Here is a 20358-nt window from a genome sequence, read left to right as displayed (position 1 = left end):
GCCCCGCACGCTATCCGACGTTGAACAGGCGGGTATCGGTGCTCGTTTCGATGATGGCGCCGGCTTCATCGACTTGTGAAACCCGCAACTCATACTTTCCGGTCTTCAACGTGGCGGTGAAGGTAAAAAGTCCGTATTGACCAGGTTCACCGGTCGCCTTGGTTTGACCGGTGAGCAGGCCGGTCTTTTCGCCCTTGCCGTTCTCTTGGAGGATCTGCCAGCTGACGGGCCTGGAGCTGTCGGTGCTGCGGCCGTTGAACTTGACGACGCCCGCCGGCAAGGACGTTTCTTCCTGCGGATCGATAATCCAGAGCGGCGCAACCAGGGAGGCATTCCGTTCCATGGGTTGGCCGAGCTGTACCTGCCCGAACGCCATGTAGTCCTTATGTCCATCAACCAAAATGACAACCTGGATTTGCTGGCCTGAGTTTATGAGTCCGGAGGACGAAGCTGCCGCTGTAGCCGTGTAGACCAATTGCTGGACGGCGCGATGCGCCATTCCGGCGTCGAGGTTTGAGTTGAAGGCGTCCCGCGAAATATCAACGGTGATCACATTCTTGCCCGAGATGGACGTAGCAAGACTCTCGGGGTCCTGCCACGGCGTGAAGAAGTCGTGGTCCAAGGGTTTTTCGGCCATCATGATCCGCAGTGCTGTGGTCACAGGATTTTCGTCGCTCGAAATGTCTCTGAACTCGCGGTAGAGGTAAACCTCTTCCTTGCTGCGTCCTATCCAGTACACCGGGATTTTGGTGGAAGCCTGCGTGGTCTCCAGCGGGGCGTGGCTGGCAGGGGCGTCCTGGACGGTGACTGGTGGCGAACTAACGCTTGCTTGGCTACCGCCGCCGTTGGCGATGCAACCGGTCAGCAAAAGGACAGCAAACATAGCTGGCACGGCGATGACGGACCTCGTCCGACTGCGCGAGCCATTCCCGATGATTGCTGGCTTCGTGATGGGCTTCCTGCCTTAGCGTGTCTCTCTTGGCGGCCGAAGCCACCAGGCCGGACCGCAGGGTGCTGATCCACCCGCTATGCCAGCTTGGCACATCGTCGACGGCGGTCGGTCGGGTTCGGGCTGTCAGGCGCCAACTGAAACATGATTGATACCGGCTTGATGCAGAGTTGAGACAATATGTCTGACGTAACAACCGGTCCCTGATGATGCCGTCCGTTGAGGTTCAACGCGGGCCGGGCTGGCGTAGGATTGAAGACATTCCGGCATCCGGGCGGTCGCCTTTAAGTGGCCACGAATGTCGAATCGATGGCGTTAATACGACCAACCGGAGGAGAAAAGGCCCTAAGGCCAGCACTATGAGTGAATCTTTGAACGGGCGGCTCAGGACCGGAAACGGCAACCAGCCGCCCACCGAGTTCCCGCACACACTACCGGGTACGCGCACGGAAGTTGTCACGTTCGACAACTCCGACCAGATGGTTCACTCGTTGGGCAGCCACGACGAAGCCTTGCGATACATCGAGGAACAGTTCCAGGACGTTAATTTCCACGTCCGTGGCAACGAACTTTCCATGACCGGGCCTTCCGCAGTCATTCCACGCATCATGCGGCTCTTGGAGGAAGTCCGGGGGCTCGTGGCGAAGGGGACTGTGGTCACTCCGGACGTCCTGCAGCAGCTCGTGTCCCTGCTGAGGACGCAGTCCGTGCAGAATCCGGCGGATGTCCTGACGCACAACATCCTGTCCAGCAGGGGTAAGACCATACGGCCGAAGACGCTGAACCAGAAAAACTATGTTGACGCCATTGACGACAACACCGTGATTTTTGGGATTGGCCCGGCTGGTACTGGAAAGACTTACCTGGCAATGGCCAAAGCAGTGCAGGCCCTGCAGACGAAGGAAGTCAGCCGCATCATCCTGACCCGGCCCGCGGTGGAAGCGGGGGAGAGGCTGGGCTTCCTCCCCGGCACGCTGAGCGACAAGATCGACCCCTATCTTCGCCCGCTGTATGACGCTTTGCACGACATGATGGATCCTGAATCCATCCCGCGTTTGATGGCTGCGGGGACCATCGAGGTCGCTCCTTTGGCCTACATGCGAGGACGGACACTGAACGACGCCTTCATCATCCTCGACGAAGCGCAGAACACCACTCCGGAGCAGATGAAAATGTTCCTGACCCGCCTCGGTTTCGGATCGAAAATGGTGGTCACGGGCGATGTCACCCAGATTGACCTGCCTTCCGGTTCAACATCGGGCCTGCGGATCGTCAGGGAGATCCTGAAGGGGATTGACGACGTCAATTTCTCCATCCTGGAGGCTGCTGACGTCGTGCGGCACCGCTTGGTTGCCGACATCGTCTCCGCCTACAGCACATGGGACGACGCACACCGCACAGACGCCACTGGCGCACAGTACCAACGTGGAGAACGCAAATGAGCATTGAAGTAAACAACGAGTCCGGTGTAGCGGTGGACGAAGCGCAGCTGGTGACGTTGTCCCGCTTCATCTTTGAGCGTCTGTACATCCACCCCCAGGCCGAACTGTCCATTCTCCTTGTCGATGAACCGGCCATGGAAAAGCTTCACATCGAACTTATGGACGAGCCCGGAGCTACGGACGTGTTGTCCGTACCCATGGACGAATTGACGCCGGGCACTCCGGACAAGCCCACGCCGCAGGGCATGCTGGGTGATATCGCCATCTGCCCGCAGGTTGCCGAGGTGCAGGCGCGCAACGCCGGGCATGCCACGCAGGATGAGATGCTTCTCCTGACCACCCATGGCATCCTCCACCTGCTTGGTTTTGACCATGCGGAGCCGGAGGAAAAGGAAGAGATGTTCGGCTTGCAGCGGGAACTGCTGTCTGAATTCCTGGGCAAGGATGCCCCCATGGAGACCATGCAGTGACCTCGATCATCCTGGTCGGCATGGCGCTGGTTTTCCTTAGCTTCGTTGCACTGCTGACCGCAGCCGAGGCTGCGTTCAACTTCCTGCCCCGGCATGAGGCCGAACAATCAATAGTGCGCAGCAAGGGCAAAGCACTGGGGGGCATTCTCAAGAACCCGATCGCACATATGCGGGCGCTGCGCTTTTGGCGCGTGTGGTTCGAAATGGCGGCAGCAGTTGCCGTCGCCGTGGTCCTGCACAGTTTGCTGGACAACGTATGGCTCGCCGGGCTCGCAGCTACGGGCATCATGGCGGTGATTGGCTTCGTACTTGTGGGTGTCTCGCCCAGGCAGTTGGGCAGGGCCCACTCCGGACCCGTCGTTCGTTTCACTGCTCCGCTGATCAGGTTCCTGTGCTGGATATTGGGACCAATCCCCGGATGGTTGGTTGCCCTGGGGCAGGCAGTTGCACCTGGCGCCCCGAGCGGGGACGACGCGTTCGTCAGCGAAGAAGAGTTCCGTGAGTTCGTGGATCGTGCCGCGGAGTCGGACATGATTGAAGACAATGAGGCTGAACTCATCCATTCAGTCTTCGACTTCGGTGACACTTTGGTGCGTTCCGTGATGGTTCCCCGCACGGACATTGTCAGCATCGGTACGGGCTCGGACCTCGAAACTGCAATGGGCCTTTTCCTGCGTTCTGGTTATTCAAGAATCCCGGTCATCGGTGAGAACACGGATCAGATCCGTGGAATTCTTTACCTCAAGGACGTGGCTGCAGCCATGCATCGCAGCGAACCGGGACTACAAGCCCATGACGTTGACTCACTTGCAAGGGATGTTCGTTATGTCCCGGAATCCAAGCCAGTGAGCGACCTCCTAAGGGAACTCCAAAAGGAGTCCACACACGTAGCGATCGTGATCGACGAGTACGGCGGCACCGCTGGACTGGTCACCCTTGAGGACCTCATTGAGGAAATCGTGGGCGAGATTGTGGATGAATACGACGCCGCAGCCGAGGAGGCGGTCGACCTCGGCGATGGCACGTACCGCGTGAGTGCCCGCATGAGCATCGATGACCTGGGCGAGTTGTTCGATATCGACCTAGACGACGACGAAGTGGATACCGTAGGTGGCCTCCTCGCGAAAGCCCTTGGTCAGGTTCCCATTGTTGGGAGCTCCGTTGAAGTGAATGGTATTTCACTTCGGGCAGATAGGCTGGAGGGTCGCCGAAACAGGGTCAGCCACATCATTGCGGCAGCCATGCCAAAGGAAGACACTGACTTTGAAGACCTACTCGATGACGCCGACTCAACGCAACAGGGAGTTCCACGTGAGCAAGCAAAATAAGAAATTCGATGCCGATGCCGATTTCGGTGGCTTCCACGCTGGCTTCTCGGTGCTTGTCGGCCGACCCAACGCGGGAAAGTCGACTCTGACCAATGCCTTGGTTGGCCAGAAGGTTGCCATCACCTCGGCCAAGCCGCAGACTACACGGCACACCATTCGAGGTATCGTTCACCGCGATGATGCGCAACTTATCCTCGTGGACACGCCGGGCCTTCACCGTCCACGGACCCTCCTGGGGAAGCGTCTTAACGAACTGGTGGCAGACACCCTGGCGGAAGTCGATGCCATCGGTTTCTGCCTTCCCGCGAACGAAAAGATCGGCCCTGGCGACAAATACATCGCAGCCCAACTGGCCGCCGTCGGACGCAAGCCGATCGTGGCGCTGGTGACTAAAACGGACCTTGTGGACCGTCAGGCGTTGACGGAGCAACTGCTCGCAGTCGCTGCATTGGGACGCGACGTTCTTGGTGAGCAGGGCTGGGCTGACATTGTGCCTGTTTCTGCTGCCGATGGTTTCCAGGTCTCAACAGTGGCGGATGTGCTGATCAGCCACATGCCGTCGTCGCCGCCGCTTTATCCTGATGGCGAGCTGACTGACGAGCCCGAGGCCGTCATGATCGCCGAGCTTATCCGCGAAGCGGCCCTCGAGGGAGTCCGTGATGAACTTCCGCACTCACTGGCAGTGGTGGTGGAGGAAATCGTTCCCCGCGAAGGCCGGACCGAGGACAACCCGCTGTTGGATGTTCGAGTGAATCTTTATGTCGAGCGGCCTTCGCAGAAGGCCATCATTATCGGCAAGGGCGGAAGCCGGTTGCGCGAGGTGGGAACCAACGCCCGCAAGGGGATTGAAACGCTGCTCGGAACCCGGATTTACCTTGATCTCCACGTAAAAGTAGCTAAAGACTGGCAGCGCGATCCCAAGCAACTGGTCAAACTCGGGTTCTAATTGGCACCACTGGATCCGGCGTGGCTTCGGGCGCGATAAGGAACTTCCCAGAAACGGCAACTATGATTGCGGGGATCCAGCTGTTTGATGAAAGGTAAACCAAATAGTGCGACGTCGTGACGCCCGCCCGCAGGGCACCGGCACCGCTGTCCCCGGTGGGGCACGCCATGGAGAGGATGCCGACGGTACCGCTCGCCACATGAAGGCGCCAAAAGGCCTGCCGCTTTGGTTGAAAATTGTTACCGGCGTGGTCTCCGTTGCGCTGGTTGCAGGCGTTGCCTTTGCCGCTTTTTGGTTTATCCGGTTGCAGACCAACATCACCAAGGCCCCCTTGAGTGCCGGCGAGACACGCAATGCGGGTGATCCGCTGGTCGATGACAAGACGGATCGCCTGCAAATCCTGATTCTTGGCTCCGATACCCGTGATGGAAAGAACGCCGAATACGGCAGCACTGAAGACTCCACCGGCTATGGCCACTCCGATGTGATGATGCTCCTGGACATCTCAGCGGACAACAAACGGGTTAACGTCCTGAGTTTCCCGCGAGACCTGTTGGTGGACGTTCCGCAGTGCACGGACCGTACCAATAACCAGACGTTTCCTGCCCGCAGTGGGGTGATGATCAACGAGGCCATGGCTGAGGCAGGCATCGGCTGCGCTGTGGATACCGTCAACCAGTTGACCGGCTTGGAAATCGACCACTTCATGATGGCTGATTTCAACGCCGTCAAGGAGCTATCCCACGCGGTGGGCGGCGTCAACGTTTGCGTCAGCGATCCGGTCTTTGACCCGGATTCCCGCCTCCGCCTTGCCAAGGGCGATTCCCTGGTGGAAGGCGAACAGGCTTTGGCATTTCTCCGAACCAGGCATGCATTCGGTGACGGAGGCGACCTCGGTCGCATCAAGGGCCAGCAGGCTTTCCTCTCTTCCCTCACCCGGAAGCTCAAGGACGAGGGAACTTTGGGCAACCCGCAGCGGCTTTTGCAGATCGCGGATGTGGTCACGCAGAACCTGACAGTGGACGAGGGCCTGGCGTCGGTTCCTTCACTGTTGACCATTGGTGGGCGGCTCAAGGATATTGATGTTTCCAAGGTGGCGTTCGTGGCTGTGCCTACGCAGCAGGCGGCGGCCGACCTCAACCGGTTGGAGCTCGTGGAGCCTCAGTCATCACAGCTGTTCGCGGCACTTCGTGCCGACCTGGACCTCACAACACCCGGTGCGACGTCCACTCCGGCACCTAGCGAAAGCCCGGCTCCTCAGCCAACGGCCACCACGCCTGCCGCGCCGGCGTATGACAAAGCGATCCAGCCGGTGGCCGTTGCCAATGGCAGCGGCGTCGCTACACGGGCACAGGAGCTCATGGCCGTGCTCACGGGGAACGGATTTGCCCAGACGGTGTCCTACTTGGCCAATCCTGTGGATCAAACTGTGCTTTACTACGGACCGGGTTTTGCGGATGTGGCCGCCGACGTGGCCACCCTGTTCGGAATCCCGGCCGCCCAGGTTCAGGAAGCCCCGGGTGTAGCGGGCGTGCAGCTGTACGTTGGCACGGACTTCGGCACCGGAACTGCGTACGGCGCAGCCTCAGTCCCGTCAGATGTTGTCAACCAAACGGCCAGCGATGCCGTTTGCCAACAGGTGAATCCCCTCTACATCGACCAGTAGGAGATTCCCTGCTTTAGCCGAACACACCAACGGCCGGCCAGTTCTTCAACTGGCCGGCCGTTGCGCTTCCGGGTACTACCAGATGCTGACGCGTTCCCCGGGTTCCATCCACATGCCATCGGCTTCCGTCACGTCGAAGGCTTCATGGAAGGCATCGAGGTTGCGGGCTATGGCGTTGGTGCGGAACTCGTTGGGGGAGTGGGGGTCCGTAGCCAGCCTCCGGATCGCTTCTTCGGTCCGGATCACCTGGCGCCAACCGGCAGCCCACGACATAAAGAACCGCTGGAAGCCCGTGAAGCCGTCAAGGACCTCAGGCTCGGCTCCGTTCAGGCTCAGGAGATAGGCCTTGTAGGCAATAGTGAGGCCTCCGAGGTCGCCTATGTTCTCGCCCAGAGTTAGCTTGCCGTTGACCTTATGGTCGGGCGCAGCGTAGGGGGACAGGGCGTCGTACTGGGCAACCAATTTCGCCGTCAGGGCTTCGAAGGCTGTACGGTCGTCTTCCGTCCACCAATTGCGGAGTGCGCCGCTGCCATCGAACTGGGACCCTTGGTCGTCGAAACCGTGGCCGATTTCGTGACCGATCACCGCGCCGATTCCGCCGTAGTTCACAGCGTCATCCGCATCTGCGTTAAAGAAGGGTGGCTGAAGGATAGCCGCGGGAAAAACGATCTCGTTGAGCATCGGATGGTAGTAGGCATTAACGGTCTGCGGTGTCATGAGCCATTTCGTCAGATCAACCGGCTTACCGATCTCGTCCAGGTGCCGGTCCACATCCGCGTCATGGGCGCGCTCCACGTTGCCGAGGAGATCCGTCGGATCGATTTCCACGGCGGAGTAATCGATCCATTTGTCCGGGAAACCGATCTTTGGACGGAACGCGTCCAGCTTCTTCAGTGCCTCTTTCTTGGTCTCCTCGCCCATCCATCCGAGGGAAGAAATACTCTCCCGATAAGCTTCGATCAGGTTTGAGACCAGGGTCTCCATCCTTGCTTTGTGTCCGGCAGGGAAGTGCCGGTCAACGTAGATCTGGCCGACTGCCTCGCCGAGGGCCGCCTCAACGACGGCCACTCCGCGCTTCCACCGTTCCCTGTTCTGCGGCGTACCGCTGAGCGTGGTGCCGTAGAAGTCGAAGTTCGTGGAAACGAACGCGGACGAAAGATAGGGCGCAGCCGAACTGAGAACCCGGAGGGTCAGCCACTCCTTCCAGGTTTCCAGGGGCTGGGATTCCAGCAAAGCTGCCGCGCCAGCAAAGAAGTCCGGCGTGCTCACCACGATTTCACTACGCTTGGCTGGTTCCACCCTTGCCGCCTGGAACCAGGTGTCGAGCAGGGGGAACAGTTCCACGGCTTCAGCCGCGGTCTTGAGGTTGTAGGTCTTCTGGGGATCCCGCAGCGTGACATTGTCCCAGTGGTGGGATGCCAGAGCGGTTTCGAGTGCGACGATGCGCTGGGAGGCAGCTTGCGCGTCGGGGATGCCTGCGAGGTTGAACAGCTTGGCAATGTAGTCGCCATAGGCCGCGACGATGGCCGCGAACTTTTCTTCCCGGTAGTAGGACTCGTCCGGCAATCCCAGGCCCCCTTGTCCGATATAAAGGAGAATGCGCTCCGGGTTGCCAGCGTCCGGTGCGGGGTAGATCGAAAAGAGCCCGGAGACGTCCGAGCGGAACAATCGTCCGATCAGGGCAGCCAGTTCCGCTGGGGAGCCCACCTCGCGAACCTCATCAAGACGGCCTCGCACGGGCTCCATCCCCTTCGCCTCGGCTGCTTCTTCGTCCATGAAGCTCGCGTAGAGTCCGCCAACTTTCTGTTCGACGCCGGTGGCTGACCCGCCTTTGGCGGCCGCCTCTTCGATAATCGCCTTCACGGCCAGCTCCGCGCCATCGCGCAAAGCCGTGAAAGTACCTTCAAGCGGCCTGTCGTCCGGAATCGTTGTGCTGTTGAGCCACGCACCATTGACGTGCTGATAGAGGTCGTCCTGGGGCCGGACGCTGTGATCGATGTTGGAAAGAGAGATCCCCGACTGTGGCACTGTGGCTCCTTGTGTGGACGCTGCAGTCGGCGTTTCCACCGTCGCGGCGTCTGCATAGTGGACGTTGCATGAGGTGTTGCACTGTCATCATACGCATCGTGTTAGTGTGAATTTGTGCGTACGGCGATGCTTCTTCTTAGCTGCCGCGGCGGGGCCTGAAAGCTATCTGAAGCTGGGCCATCCTCGCCGCGGAGTTCCGTTGTGTCCGGCTAAGCTTTCATTTAGTTCTTAGAGAAAAGGCCACACGTCATGCGTAATGCACAAAAGCCCTCCGGTATGCCGATTCACCGCTACCTGCCGTTCCAGGACCAGATCAGCGTCGAGGTTCCGGACCGCACCTGGCCGGACAAGGTCATCACCAAGGCTCCGCGTTGGTGCGCAGTTGACCTGCGCGACGGTAATCAGGCACTGATCGACCCCATGAGCCCGGCACGCAAGCTGAAGATGTTCCAGCTGCTCGTCAAGATGGGCTACAAGGAAATCGAGGTTGGTTTCCCCTCAGCGTCGCAGACTGACTTCGACTTTGTTCGCCAGCTCATCGAGGGCGGTCATATTCCGGACGACGTCAGCATCCAGGTTCTGACGCAGGCGCGTGAACACTTGATTGAACGCACCTACGAATCCCTGGTGGGCGCCAAGCAGGCTATCGTGCACCTGTACAACTCCACGTCCGTATTGCAGCGTCGCGTTGTATTCAACCAGGACGAAGACGGCATTCTGGATATTGCGCTGCAGGGTGCGCGTCTGTGCAAGAAGTATGAAGAGACCCTGACAGACACGCACATCACGTATGAGTACTCACCGGAGTCATTCACGGGAACCGAACTCGAGTATGCCGCCCGCGTGTGCAACGCCATTGCTGATGTCTTTGAGGCTTCTGCCGACAAGCAGGTCATCATCAACCTGCCGGCCACGGTGGAAATGGCAACCCCCAACGTCTATGCAGACTCCATCGAGTGGATGCACAGGAACCTGCACCCCCGCGAGGGAATCATCATCTCCCTCCACCCGCACAACGACCGCGGCACGGGCGTAGCTGCAGCTGAGCTGGGTTACCTGGCAGGCGCCGACCGCATTGAAGGTTGCTTGTTCGGCAACGGCGAACGTACCGGCAACGTCGACTTGGTGACGCTGGGGCTCAACATGTTCGTGCAGGGTGTAGACCCCATGATTGATTTCTCAGATATCGATGAGATACGCCGCACTGTGGAGTACTGCAACCAGTTGCCGGTCCCGGAGCGTTCGCCCTACGGTGGCGACCTCGTCTTTACGGCCTTCTCCGGTTCGCACCAGGATGCCATCAAGAAGGGCTTTGAGGCGCTCGAGAAGGACGCTGCTGCTGCCGGGAAGTCGGTTGACGACTTCACCTGGCAGGTTCCCTACCTGCCCATCGACCCCAAGGACCTCGGCCGCAGCTATGAAGCTGTTATCCGGGTTAACTCGCAGTCCGGCAAGGGCGGCGTGGCCTACCTGCTGAAGAACGAGCACAACCTGGATTTGCCCCGCCGGGCACAGATCGAGTTCTCCGGAGTCATCCAGCGTCGTACCGATGCCGTGGGCGGCGAGGTGAGTGGTGCCCAGCTGTGGCAGATCTTCCAGGATGAGTACTTGCCCTCCGAAGAAGAGCAGGCTCAGTGGGGTCGCTATGGGCTGGGTAGCGTGAGCACCGAGACGGACGAATCGGGCGCCATGACCATGAATGCAAACCTGCGGATCGACGGCGTCGAAGTCCGCCGCACCGGCCACGGCAATGGTCCCATTGCAGCCCTGTTGGACATACTCCACCACGATGGCGTTGACGTGCGGGTGCTCGATTACAGCGAGCATGCCCTGTCCGAAGGCGGCAGTGCCAGTGCTGCGGCCTACGTTGAATGTGCTGTCGGAGAACGCGTTTTGTGGGGTGTCGGAATTGACCCCAGCACCACCACGTCCTCCCTCAAGGCATTGATCTCGGCAGTGAACCGGGCCGTCCGGGACGCCCAGGCCTAAGCCCACCGTGTGGTGACGGGAAATACCGTCACCACACGGTCCGGCGAACACTGCCGGACCAGGCATAGTGGGAAGATTAGTTGTGGCCAATCCGTCGTTTGCAGCGCGGTCCTATCGGGACGATGCCGTGGTGCTTCGTACCCACAAGCTGGGCGAGGCGGATCGAATCATCACTCTGCTGACCAAACACCATGGTCAGGTTCGTGCCGTCGCCAAGGGTGTTCGCAGGACCAGTAGCCGCTTCGGGGCGCGGCTGGAGCCCTTCATGGTGGCGGACCTGCAACTGGTCTCGGGCCGGACCTTGGACATTGTGACCCAGGCCGTGGCGAAGGGCGCGTACGGAAGTAGTATCGCGGCCGACTATGGGCGGTTCACTGTGGCTGCAGCCATGACGGAGACTGCCGAGAAGCTCACGGATGCTGATACCGAATCCGGGACCGCCCAATATAATCTGCTGGTTGGTGCGCTGGCTGCCTTGAGCCGTTCGGACCATCCACCCGAGCTCATTCTTGATTCTTATCTTTTGCGGGCGCTGGCCACCGGTGGGTGGGCACCAAGCTTCACTGATTGTGCACGATGTGGCCGTCCCGGTCCTCACACAGCGTTTGCCGCCCCCGTTGGCGGCATGGTGTGCGGCGACTGCAGGCCCCCGGGCTCTCCGGCTCCGGCGCCGGAGACAGTACTGTTGCTGGGCGCCTTACTAACTGGCAATTGGAGCGTCGCTGATGCTTCGGATCCGCGGCACAGGCGGGAGGCTGCCGGCTTGGTTGCCAGTTACCTCCAGTGGCATCTTGAACGAGCCCTGAAATCACTCAAACACGTGGAGCGAAGCTGACAGTGGTACTTGTAAAGAAGAGTAAATCAACAGCGGCGAGGACTGCCCCCGTGGTTGCCCCTTATGGACACCCTTCCGGAGCTCTGCCGCCGAGTATTCCAAGTGAGCTCATTCCGCAGCACGTGGCCATAGTCATGGACGGCAACGGGCGTTGGGCTAATCAGCGGGGCCTCCCTCGGATAGAGGGACACAAGGCCGGCGAGCCCGCGCTCTTGGACGTCATGGCAGGAGCGATCGAACTCGGGATCAAGTACGTCAGTGTGTACGCGTTCTCCACCGAGAACTGGCGCCGGTCACCGGAAGAAGTTCGATTCCTCATGGGATTTAACAAGGATGTACTACGCCGCCAACGCAACCAACTCGATGAGTGGGGTGTCCGCATCCGTTGGGCTGGCCGCAGGCCCCGCCTGTGGGGATCGGTCATCAAGGAGCTGGAAGAGGCAGAGGACTACACCCGAGCCAATGACACCTGCACACTGACCATGTGTGTTAATTACGGTGGACGCGCAGAAATTGCCGACGCCGTTTCCGCCATCGCGCACGACGTCGCCGCTGGCCGGTTGAAGCCGGGGTCGGTGTCGGAGAAGACCATTCAAAAGTACTTGGATGAGCCGGACCTTCCCGATGTGGATCTCTTCCTGCGCAGTTCGGGGGAGCAGAGGCTATCCAATTTCCTTCTTTGGCAGTCGGCTTATGCGGAGTTCGTCTTCATGGATACGTTGTGGCCGGATGTGGATCGGCGGACCCTTTGGGACGCCGTCGAAGTTTATGCCAAACGCGACCGTCGCTACGGAGGGGCCGTGGACGCGGCGCCCGCTGTCAAATAGCACATACACGTTAACTCAGTACGGGTAGGCCGCCAGCCACACGGCAACGTCACGGTATGCTTGTTGGCGGACTGTGCGCCTTGACAGAAACACGTCGTGCAGGGCGCCGGGATAGCGGAAAACAGCGGTCCTCCGGGCAAGGCCAAGCGCCCGCCGCGACGTTTCTTCAACGTCGATGACGGCATCGGCACGCATGAGGTCGGCAGTCCATTCGGCCTGGATCCTGGTCCTCCCGGACAAAAGCACAAGCACCGGGGCGTCTATGTTGAGCTTGCGCTCTACCGCGGCGTGGCCCGCTAGAACTGCTTTTGTCCATCCGGCCCGGATAGGAAACGAAGCCCGCGGACGCCACACCGGATCCAGCGTCCACTCGCCATGTGCCTCGTTGCTGACACTTTCCCAATATGCGGGCATTTCCGGGAACCTGAAAGGACGTTTTGGATCGGTCCGGGCAAAGGGTTCCACCAGATGCATGGCGATACTTCGGACCAGGCTGCTTCCCTGCAGTTCCAGCCATGGAGAATTCAGGACCAACGTTCCCACTCGGCCGGGATTACGGTCGGCCCAAAGGGCCGCGATCAAGCCGCCCAAGGAATGGGCGAGCAGGTGGATAGTGGGCGGCGTCGCGTTGTTGGTGCTTGCGGCTACGTCCCGTTCGATCTCACGTAAGGCTGCGGCGAGGTCTTCGTCGTATACGCCAAGATCGGATGTGTAGCCGGGTGTCTGTCCCGGTAGCAGGCTTCGGCCGAATTTCCGGAGGTCCAGGGCATAGAAGTGAAATCCTGACGCCGTGAGGTACTCGGCCAGCTCCGTCTGTAGAAAGTAGTCCGCCCATCCGTGCAGGTAGAGGACCACCTTCGGGGCTCCGCCGGGATCAGATGGGGCTGGGCGTCGTTTGCGCTTGGCAAAGGAAGCCAGGAAATCAAGCACGCCTTGCTGTGGCGGATGGGCCACGGGCGGTGCATGCCTGATGAGGGTCGCCTTTACTGGCCCCTCCTCCTCGTCGGCTTTCAAGGGTAAATCCATGCGCTCGTAGCCTTGGCCGAGGACGTCGGGCTGCCATAGTGAAACCGACTCCTCCGTGGTGGTCATGCGTCCCCTTCCCGCCGACGATCCGGCTCGTTGTTGTCCATAAATCCTTTGACCCACCGGGCAAGTCGTGAATAAGCGTCCTTCCTTACTGCCGGCGCTGAAAGGAAGACGTCATGGAGGGCTCCGTCGATGCGTTCCAAGGTAACTGTCCGGCCTAAGGCCATCGCCCGCAGTGCAATGACGCTAACGTCCAGGACGGCGTCCGATCGGCGCATCGTTTCCTGCCACACCATGCCATTGGCGCTGGTGGTGGACGTCAGCACAAGGACAGGCATCTCCAGCTTCAAGCCGCGGGCAACTTTGGAATGGCCCGCGAACACTGCGCTCAACCAACCTGCCCGGACAGGGAAAGCGAGCGGAGGCCTGTAGTTCTCATCCAGGGTCCATTCCCCTTCAGCAGTGCTGCTGATGCTCCGGAAGTAGAAGCCCCGCTCCGGCAACCTCAAAACCATCTCCGGGCGGATCCTTGCGATCGGGGACACCATGGCTTGCGCTGCGCGCCGCACCAATGAACTACCGTGCATCTCCAGCCATGGACTGTCGAGAATCAGGTATTGGATGTCGTCCGGGTGGCGGCTGGCCCAAAGCGCCGCAACCAGTCCTCCGGTTGAATGGCCCATCAGGGTCAGGCTTCCAGTTGAGGAGGCAGTGTGGTCGTGGCGAATGATTTCGATGGCCTTCTCAATTTCGCCATCGTAGTCGGCCAAGTCGGCCACGTAGCCGCCGGGCATATCGGCCTGTAGGCTCCGGCCGTGGTTGTGCATGTCCAGGGCGTAGAAGTCGTAGCCAAGCTGTGCCCAGAAGCGGGCCAACTCGGTGTTGAAAAAGTAGTCGCTCCAACCGTGCAGGAAAAGTACGGCACCGTAGCGCTTCGGAGCTGAGTAGGCGACGCTGTCAGCTTGGTCTTTGGACTCGGCCCTGTGCCGAATCAAGGTGGCGCGCCGGACCACGCCATCCGGCCCTGGGGCGTCAACCCTGCAGGATTGGAAGTCGGTTCCCAGGATGTCAGCCGTCCACTCCATGGCTTTAGCTTAGACACTGGCGGCGACGTCCCGGCCCGCGGCCCTCCTCGTGAAGAGGCAACCGCCGAGGAATGTTCCTTCCAAAGCCCGATACCGTAGTGCCACATGCGGTCGCCGTTGACCAAGGCAGCTCCCGCGGATCCCACGGCGGACAGGAACTCGCCGTCAACTGAAGCTGGTACTCCACTGAGCATGTAGTCGGGAGCCGTGTCGTCCGGCCATTGCCGGCGCACTTTGGCGTGATTGCCGCCGATGCCGCCAGTGGTCACCACCACGGCTCCCGTCCTTGCCTCAAAGCTCCCGATGACGACGCGGCCGGATGTTGTCCCCTGACCGCCGTCGACGGTTGCAGAACGTCGCCGGAAACGCCGGTGACCTGTCCGCCGTCGTCGTCAGCGACAAGGCCCGATGCCTGAAGTGAAGGCCGACCCTGCCGGTATCAACGCCCTCCAGCACCTTGGCGAGGAACGGTTCAACCAGCGCCGGTCCCGTGTCCCACGTGACGTGGAACCGGGGCACGGTATTGCCGTGGCCCTGCGGCCCGTAGCCGCCGCGTTCAGCCCACTGCACAAAGGAAAAAAGCCTACTCCCAGGCTCCGTAGCCATGACCGCTTCTGACCTGAGGCGAAATGGACATAAGCCTCGGCCCACTCCCGGGCCTTCTGGTCCACGGAGCGGTCAAAGCGGCCGCCGCCAGACGTCGGCAGCGACCTTTTGGCTCCCATGATCTGCGTCACGATTTTCTGGCGGCACGCCTACATGCTAGCGGCAGGCCGGGTCACGGGTTTGGTGAGTTGTCTGTAAGCGGGAAAACTAGGACCATGCGTGTTTACCCCACATTCTTCAAGTTGGCCTTCTCCTGGATGGATGCCGAGAAAGCCCACAAGATTGGCTTCCAAGGCATCCGGGCGGCCCACCGTTCCGGAGCCGGCCGGATTTTGTCCAGGATCACAGCTCCTGATGCTTCCCTTCGGACGGAAGCGCTGGGGCTCACCTTTCCGTCTCCTTTCGGCTTGGCCGCAGGCTTCGACAAAGAGGGTCACGGCATTGAAGCCTTGTCCGAGCTCGGCTTCGGACATGTGGAGGTGGGGACCATCACCGGCCAGGCGCAGCCAGGCAATGAAAAGCCCCGCCTTTTCCGTTTGATTGAGGACAAAGCGGTCATCAACCGCATGGGATTCAACAACGACGGCGCCGCAGCAGTCGCGCCGAGACTCAAGTCAGCACGGGCTGCTTTGCAGCGGCATTACCCCGACGTCCGGCCGGTTATTGGGGTGAACATCGGCAAGACCAAGCTGGTTGAGCTCGACGACGCTACCGAGGACTATTTGGTGAGTGCACGTAGCCTGGCGCCGGCAGCCGACTACCTGGTGGTCAATGTTAGTTCTCCGAATACGCCGGGGCTGCGCTTGCTGCAGAATGTGGAGACGCTGCGTCCCCTGTTGCGGGCTGTTGGCGACGCTGCGGACGAAGCTGCCGGCCGGCATGTACCCCTTCTGGTCAAGATCGCGCCGGACCTTTCCGATGATGATGTCGACGACGTCGCACGCCTTGCGCTGGACCTGAAACTCGATGGGATTATTGCCACCAACACCACGATTTCCCGTGATGGGCTCGTCTCCGACGCCGCGAAGGTGGAGTCCCTGGGCGCGGGCGGCTTGTCGGGAGCACCCCTGAAGCAGCGCTCCCTGGATGTATTGCGCAGGCTCAAGAACGCTGTGGGGGACCAGCTCGTGCTCATTGCGGTGGGTGGCGTGGAGACGCCGCAGGATGTTCAGGACCGCTTGGACGCTGGAGCAACTCTGGTGCAGGGTTATACAGCGTTCCTCTATGAAGGACCTTTTTGGGCTTCGCGCATCAACAAGGGCCTCGTGAAACTTCGTCAGCGGGCAGCTCGCTGATACCAGCTACAAGAAGACCCCGGACCAGTGGTCCGGGGTCTTCTTGAATGCAAGGGTTGGGGTGCCTGGGTTTCCGGCGCCTAGGCGGGGTACTGCCCGCGCTTTACCTGGGGCTTGGGAAGGCGGAGTTTGCGGAACTGGAGGGCACGCATGCATCCATACCAGATGGAGCCCCGTTCCACTTCGCCGAACTTCTCGGTTAGCCGCTTGCGAAGCTTGCGCGACAGGATGAAGACGTCCACGAAGACAGCGAGGAACATGATCCAGAATCCAATAAGGACGTAGCTGATGCCGGCGCTGGTGGGCGGAATGATCAGGGAAATTACGACGAACAGCAAAGCGCCGAACATGAGGTACTCGCCCAAGCTGAACCGAGCGTCCACGTAGTCACGCGTGTAACGCTTTTGAGGCCCCTTGTCGCGAAGGGGGAGGAACCTCTCATCACCTGTATCGAGGGCCTGCCGCATTTTCTGCCGCTGGTCCTGGATGGCTACCCTTTCCGCTGCCTTGGAGGCCTTACGGTCGTTGGGAACCAAAGGGCGCTTGCGGGCCGCTTCCTGGTCCTTCCGTTTGGGCGTTGGGGCGCCTTTTCCCGCACCGGACTCCGGTGCGGTGGCGTAGGCCTGATCTACTACTGATTGAGCGCTGGGCTCTTCCTTTTTGCGTCCGAACACCCATACAGAATACCCCTCAAGAAGGTGGCGCACGTTACGTGTCCGGTTGCTCGCGCCCTTTGCCCTTCATCAAGCCCCATGGCTTGGGCTGCGCCTGCTGCGGCGGGAGAATCCCCGGCGGTAAAGTGTGGCCCATGACTTCAGCACATGCGGAGATCCCGCAGAACAAGCAAGGGCGCCCCGACTCCACTCCGGTCGAGGCACTGACCACGGCGGTCAACGACTCTTTCGAGAACACACTCGCGTCACTGGAAGAGCTGGTGGGCATTCCGGGGATTGCATGGCCAAGCTTCGATCCGAAGGAACTGGATCGAAGCGCTGACGCCGTGGCTTCCGTGGTTAAGGAAGCCGGCATGGAGGACGTCCGCATCCTTCGCTGCAACAAGGGTGACGGTACGCCCGGTGGTCCTGCCGTCGTCGCGCGCCGACCTGCCGCCGAAGGCAAGCCGACCATCCTGCTCTACGCGCACCATGACGTCCAGCCACCCGGGGACCGGAGCCTCTGGAAGTCGGAACCGTTCGTCGCCCAACAACGTGATGGCCGGTTGTACGGCCGCGGCGCTGCCGACGACAAAGCAGGGATCATGGCGCACCTGGCCGCATACAGTGCTGTCACTAAGGTCCTGGGGGAGGATTTCGGGCTCGGCGTGACCTTGTTCTTCGAAGGGGAGGAAGAAGCGGGGTCGCCCACTTTCCGGACATTCCTTGAGGAGCACCAGGAACTTCTCCGGGCAGATGTGATTGTTGTTGCCGACTCCAGTAACTGGAAAGTGGGCGTTCCCGCCCTGACCACCAGCCTTCGGGGTTTGGTGGACGGCACCTTCGAAGTGCGCGTCCTCGAGCATGCCGTGCACTCAGGCATGTTCGGCGGCCCCGTGCTCGATGCTCCTACTCTCTTGTCCCGGCTCATTGCCACACTTCACGACGATGATGGGAACGTTGCGGTAGCCGGACTTGTGGGCCGTGACGAGGCGGCCGTGGACCTCACCGAAGCGGACTATCGCGCCGATGCCTCAGTGCTCGACGGCGTGAGGCTCGCCGGGAGCGGAACCATCGCCTCCCGCCTGTGGACCAAGCCTGCACTGTCCATCATCGGCATGGACGTCCCGGCTGTCGATGTCGCCTCGAACACCCTCATACCGGCGGCCCGCGCAAAATTCAGCATGCGGTTGGCTCCGGGCCAGGATCCCGAAGCGGCAATGGCGGCACTGAAGCAGCACGTTGAATCCAATGCGCCTTTTGGTGCAAAGGTGACGTTCACGCCGGGGGAGAGGGGTAATGCCTTCTCCACCGATACGACCTCCGCAGCGGCGCGGGTGGCACTGTGGGCGCTGGGTGAGTCATGGGGCGTCAAACCCGTGGAAATGGGCATCGGTGGCTCCATTCCGTTCATCTCCGACCTCTTGGAGATGTATCCGGACGTCCAGATCCTCGTGACAGGCGTGGAGGACCCCGATTCCCGCGCGCACAGTGCCAACGAATCGTTGCACATCGGAGACTTCCGGCACGCGGTGTTGGCCGAAGCCCTGATGCTGGCCCGCCTCAACGCCGAGGGCTTGGTGGAGTAAGCTCCCACGGCGCGCCGGGAACAACGGAATGCTGTCTGTGGTTACGTCAGGAGTTATAGCTAAGCGTCTGCGCGACGTAGCATTAGCTATAACCCGTACGTAATTGGGTAAGGGCAGGCAGCGTTCCGGCGCCGCCGCCAGGAGCTTCATAAGAAGGTAGGCCAATGAGCACTGCAACCAACGAAAACAGCACCGGAGCACAGCTCGTCACCAACGACGACGAACTGGCCACGCACGAGGTCAATCTGACCGACGTCGCCGCAGGCAAGGTCCGCAGCCTCCTCGAGCAGGAAGGGCGCACAGACCTTCGGCTGCGCGTTGCAGTCCAGCCCGGAGGATGCTCGGGGCTGATCTACCAGCTTTACTTCGATGAGCGACTGCTCGACGGAGACGCTGTGCGCGACTACGACGGCGTTGAGGTCGTAGTGGACAAGATGAGCGTTCCTTACCTCAGCGGCGCAAGCATCGACTTCGAAGACACCATTTCGAAGCAGGGCTTCACCATCGACAACCCAAACGCCGGCGGGTCTTGCGCCTGCGGCGATTCATTCCACTGATGTGAGCCATCGCCGCATGTCGGCGCCTCTTCGCGCGGTTTGAAACCGTTCGGAGCCACGGCGCCGACATGTGCGCGAAAACCGCGTGATAGCGGTAAGCTCTACATCGGGTAGTAAAACTTTTAGTGTGCCCGGTGAGCCTTCGGCCTGCCGGGAGACAGCAACAAGAGGAAGGGCCGTCTGTGAGTTCGCAGAACCGAACCGGCAGCCGACGCATAAAGATCACATCGATCACTGGCTTGGCACTAGCCGGCGCGTTGGTTTTGACCGGATGTTCACCAGAGGTAGAGAAGGGTTGGCTGCCTACAGAGCGCGGCACGACCAACCACACTGACCGGATCATGGACCTCTGGGTCAACTCATGGATCGCCGCCTTGGCAGTCGGTATTATCACGTGGGGCCTTCTGGTCTGGTGCATCATCGCTTACCGTCGCCGCAAGGGCACCACGGGTTTCCCCAAGCAGCTCAGCTATAACCTGCCGCTCGAGGTCTTCTACTTGACCATCCCGCTGTTCATGGTGCTGGTGTTCTTCTACTTCACCGACCAGGACCAGCGTGCGATCGATGACCGCTCGCAGCCCGCCGACGTCGTTGTTGACGTCCGCGGCAAACAATGGGCCTGGGACTTCAACTACAAAAAGGGTGAGGTCATCAATGAAGACCTCCACGAAGCCGGCGTTCAAGCCCACCTGACCGGTGCCGAGGTCAACAAGGAACTTCTCCCCACCCTGTACTTGCCGGTTGGCAAGTCAGTGGACCTGGAGCTGAACTCCCGCGATGTCATCCACTCCTTCTGGGTTCCCGCCTTCCTGCAGAAGCGCGACATGATTCCCGGCAAGACGAACTACATCAGGTTCACCCCCACCAAGGAGGGCACTTTCGATGGCAAGTGCGCCGAACTCTGCGGTGAATACCACTCCGAAATGCTCTTCCGCGTGAAGGTTGTCTCCGAGACTGAATTCCAGGCTCACATGGAGAAGCTGCGCCAGGATGGCAACACGGGCCTGCTCGGTGCGGAATATGACCGCAACCCGAACCTGAACGAAACCAAGTAAGGGGAGCGA

General features: G+C 60.5%; 18 protein-coding genes. 12 read left to right on the top strand and 6 right to left on the bottom strand.

Annotation, left to right across the window (positions count from 1 at the left end; all coding sequences use genetic code 11):
- Positions 1–10: 10 nt before the first annotated feature.
- The gene (locus ACNAOT_RS11825) at positions 11–883 is read right to left on the bottom strand and encodes a GerMN domain-containing protein (protein WP_420181160.1); all 873 of its coding nucleotides are present in this window, start codon (positions 881–883) and stop codon (positions 11–13) included.
- Between the two features lie 425 nt (positions 884–1308).
- Here ACNAOT_RS11825 and ACNAOT_RS11820 point away from each other — a divergent pair, with 425 nt between their 5' ends.
- From ACNAOT_RS11820 to ACNAOT_RS11800, 5 genes are all read left to right on the top strand, one after another.
- Positions 1309–2391 carry a PhoH family protein gene (locus ACNAOT_RS11820; RefSeq protein WP_420178156.1) on the top strand — a complete coding sequence of 361 codons (1083 nt, stop codon included), beginning with the start codon at positions 1309–1311 and terminating at the stop codon, positions 2389–2391.
- Positions 2388–2861: an rRNA maturation RNase YbeY gene (gene ybeY / locus ACNAOT_RS11815; RefSeq protein WP_017197588.1), complete on the top strand. Its 474-nt coding sequence runs from the start codon at positions 2388–2390 to the stop codon at positions 2859–2861. The genes ACNAOT_RS11820 and ybeY overlap by 4 nt, the downstream gene beginning before the upstream one ends.
- Complete coding sequence (locus ACNAOT_RS11810) at positions 2858–4189, top strand: hemolysin family protein (RefSeq protein ID WP_011774914.1); 1332 nt, start codon at positions 2858–2860, stop codon at positions 4187–4189. Before ybeY ends, ACNAOT_RS11810 begins: the two co-directional genes overlap by 4 nt.
- Positions 4173–5135, top strand: coding sequence for a GTPase Era (era, locus tag ACNAOT_RS11805; RefSeq protein ID WP_017197589.1), 963 nt, complete (start codon positions 4173–4175; stop codon positions 5133–5135). Before ACNAOT_RS11810 ends, era begins: the two co-directional genes overlap by 17 nt.
- Before the next feature lie 106 nt (positions 5136–5241).
- The gene (locus ACNAOT_RS11800; RefSeq protein ID WP_420178155.1) at positions 5242–6801 is read left to right on the top strand and encodes an LCP family protein; all 1560 of its coding nucleotides are present in this window, start codon (positions 5242–5244) and stop codon (positions 6799–6801) included.
- Between the two features lie 75 nt (positions 6802–6876).
- On the opposite strand, the gene ACNAOT_RS11795 is transcribed toward ACNAOT_RS11800, so the two are convergent.
- On the bottom strand, positions 6877–8829 hold the full coding sequence (locus ACNAOT_RS11795; RefSeq protein WP_420178154.1) for a M13 family metallopeptidase: 1953 nt from the start codon (positions 8827–8829) through the stop codon (positions 6877–6879).
- Positions 8830–9078: 249 nt separating this feature from the next.
- On the opposite strand from ACNAOT_RS11795, the gene leuA reads away from it, so the two are divergent.
- From leuA to ACNAOT_RS11780, 3 genes are all read left to right on the top strand, one after another.
- The gene (gene leuA, locus ACNAOT_RS11790; RefSeq protein ID WP_091467727.1) at positions 9079–10818 is read left to right on the top strand and encodes a 2-isopropylmalate synthase; all 1740 of its coding nucleotides are present in this window, start codon (positions 9079–9081) and stop codon (positions 10816–10818) included.
- 82 nt (positions 10819–10900) lie between these two features.
- A complete protein-coding gene (gene recO, locus ACNAOT_RS11785) occupies positions 10901–11653 on the top strand; it encodes a DNA repair protein RecO (protein ID WP_091467725.1) in 753 nt (250 codons plus the stop codon).
- A gap of 2 nt (positions 11654–11655) precedes the next feature.
- Positions 11656–12480 (top strand): isoprenyl transferase, encoded by an 825-nt coding sequence (locus ACNAOT_RS11780; RefSeq protein ID WP_420178153.1) that lies wholly within the window; start codon positions 11656–11658, stop codon positions 12478–12480.
- A gap of 15 nt (positions 12481–12495) precedes the next feature.
- Here the strand turns inward: ACNAOT_RS11780 and ACNAOT_RS11775 are convergent, their stop codons facing one another.
- The 3 genes from ACNAOT_RS11775 to ACNAOT_RS11765 all read right to left on the bottom strand — a co-directional run bounded on the left by ACNAOT_RS11775 (position 12496) and on the right by ACNAOT_RS11765 (position 15200).
- On the bottom strand, positions 12496–13572 hold the full coding sequence (locus ACNAOT_RS11775; protein ID WP_420178152.1) for an alpha/beta hydrolase: 1077 nt from the start codon (positions 13570–13572) through the stop codon (positions 12496–12498).
- Positions 13569–14594, bottom strand: a complete 1026-nt coding sequence (locus ACNAOT_RS11770) for an alpha/beta hydrolase (RefSeq protein ID WP_420178151.1) — start codon at positions 14592–14594, stop codon at positions 13569–13571. The genes ACNAOT_RS11775 and ACNAOT_RS11770 overlap by 4 nt, the downstream gene beginning before the upstream one ends.
- A 291-nt stretch (positions 14595–14885) precedes the next feature.
- Positions 14886–15200, bottom strand: a complete 315-nt coding sequence (locus ACNAOT_RS11765) for a hypothetical protein (RefSeq protein WP_420178150.1) — start codon at positions 15198–15200, stop codon at positions 14886–14888.
- A gap of 215 nt (positions 15201–15415) precedes the next feature.
- Here ACNAOT_RS11765 and ACNAOT_RS11760 point away from each other — a divergent pair, with 215 nt between their 5' ends.
- The gene (locus tag ACNAOT_RS11760; RefSeq protein WP_420178149.1) at positions 15416–16495 is read left to right on the top strand and encodes a quinone-dependent dihydroorotate dehydrogenase; all 1080 of its coding nucleotides are present in this window, start codon (positions 15416–15418) and stop codon (positions 16493–16495) included.
- Between the two features lie 80 nt (positions 16496–16575).
- Here ACNAOT_RS11760 and ACNAOT_RS11755 read toward each other — a convergent pair whose 3' ends face one another.
- Positions 16576–17169: a DUF3043 domain-containing protein gene (locus tag ACNAOT_RS11755; protein ID WP_017197596.1), complete on the bottom strand. Its 594-nt coding sequence runs from the start codon at positions 17167–17169 to the stop codon at positions 16576–16578.
- 134 nt (positions 17170–17303) lie between these two features.
- Here ACNAOT_RS11755 and ACNAOT_RS11750 point away from each other — a divergent pair, with 134 nt between their 5' ends.
- The 3 genes from ACNAOT_RS11750 (at position 17304) to coxB (ending at position 20349) form a co-directional block, all read left to right on the top strand.
- Complete coding sequence (locus ACNAOT_RS11750) at positions 17304–18737, top strand: dipeptidase (protein ID WP_420178148.1); 1434 nt, start codon at positions 17304–17306, stop codon at positions 18735–18737.
- A 164-nt stretch (positions 18738–18901) separates the two neighbouring features.
- Complete coding sequence (locus ACNAOT_RS11745; RefSeq protein WP_011774901.1) at positions 18902–19294, top strand: HesB/IscA family protein; 393 nt, start codon at positions 18902–18904, stop codon at positions 19292–19294.
- Between the two features lie 182 nt (positions 19295–19476).
- Complete coding sequence (gene coxB / locus ACNAOT_RS11740) at positions 19477–20349, top strand: cytochrome c oxidase subunit II (protein ID WP_091467712.1); 873 nt, start codon at positions 19477–19479, stop codon at positions 20347–20349.
- The last annotated feature ends 9 nt before the right edge of the window (positions 20350–20358 follow it).

The organism is Paenarthrobacter sp. TA1.8 (assembly GCF_048595705.1).
Classification (GTDB): Bacteria; Actinomycetota; Actinomycetes; order Actinomycetales; family Micrococcaceae; genus Arthrobacter; species Arthrobacter nitroguajacolicus.
The sequence above is the reverse complement of the archived record's forward strand: the minus strand, read 5'-3'. Positions and strand labels throughout refer to the sequence as shown.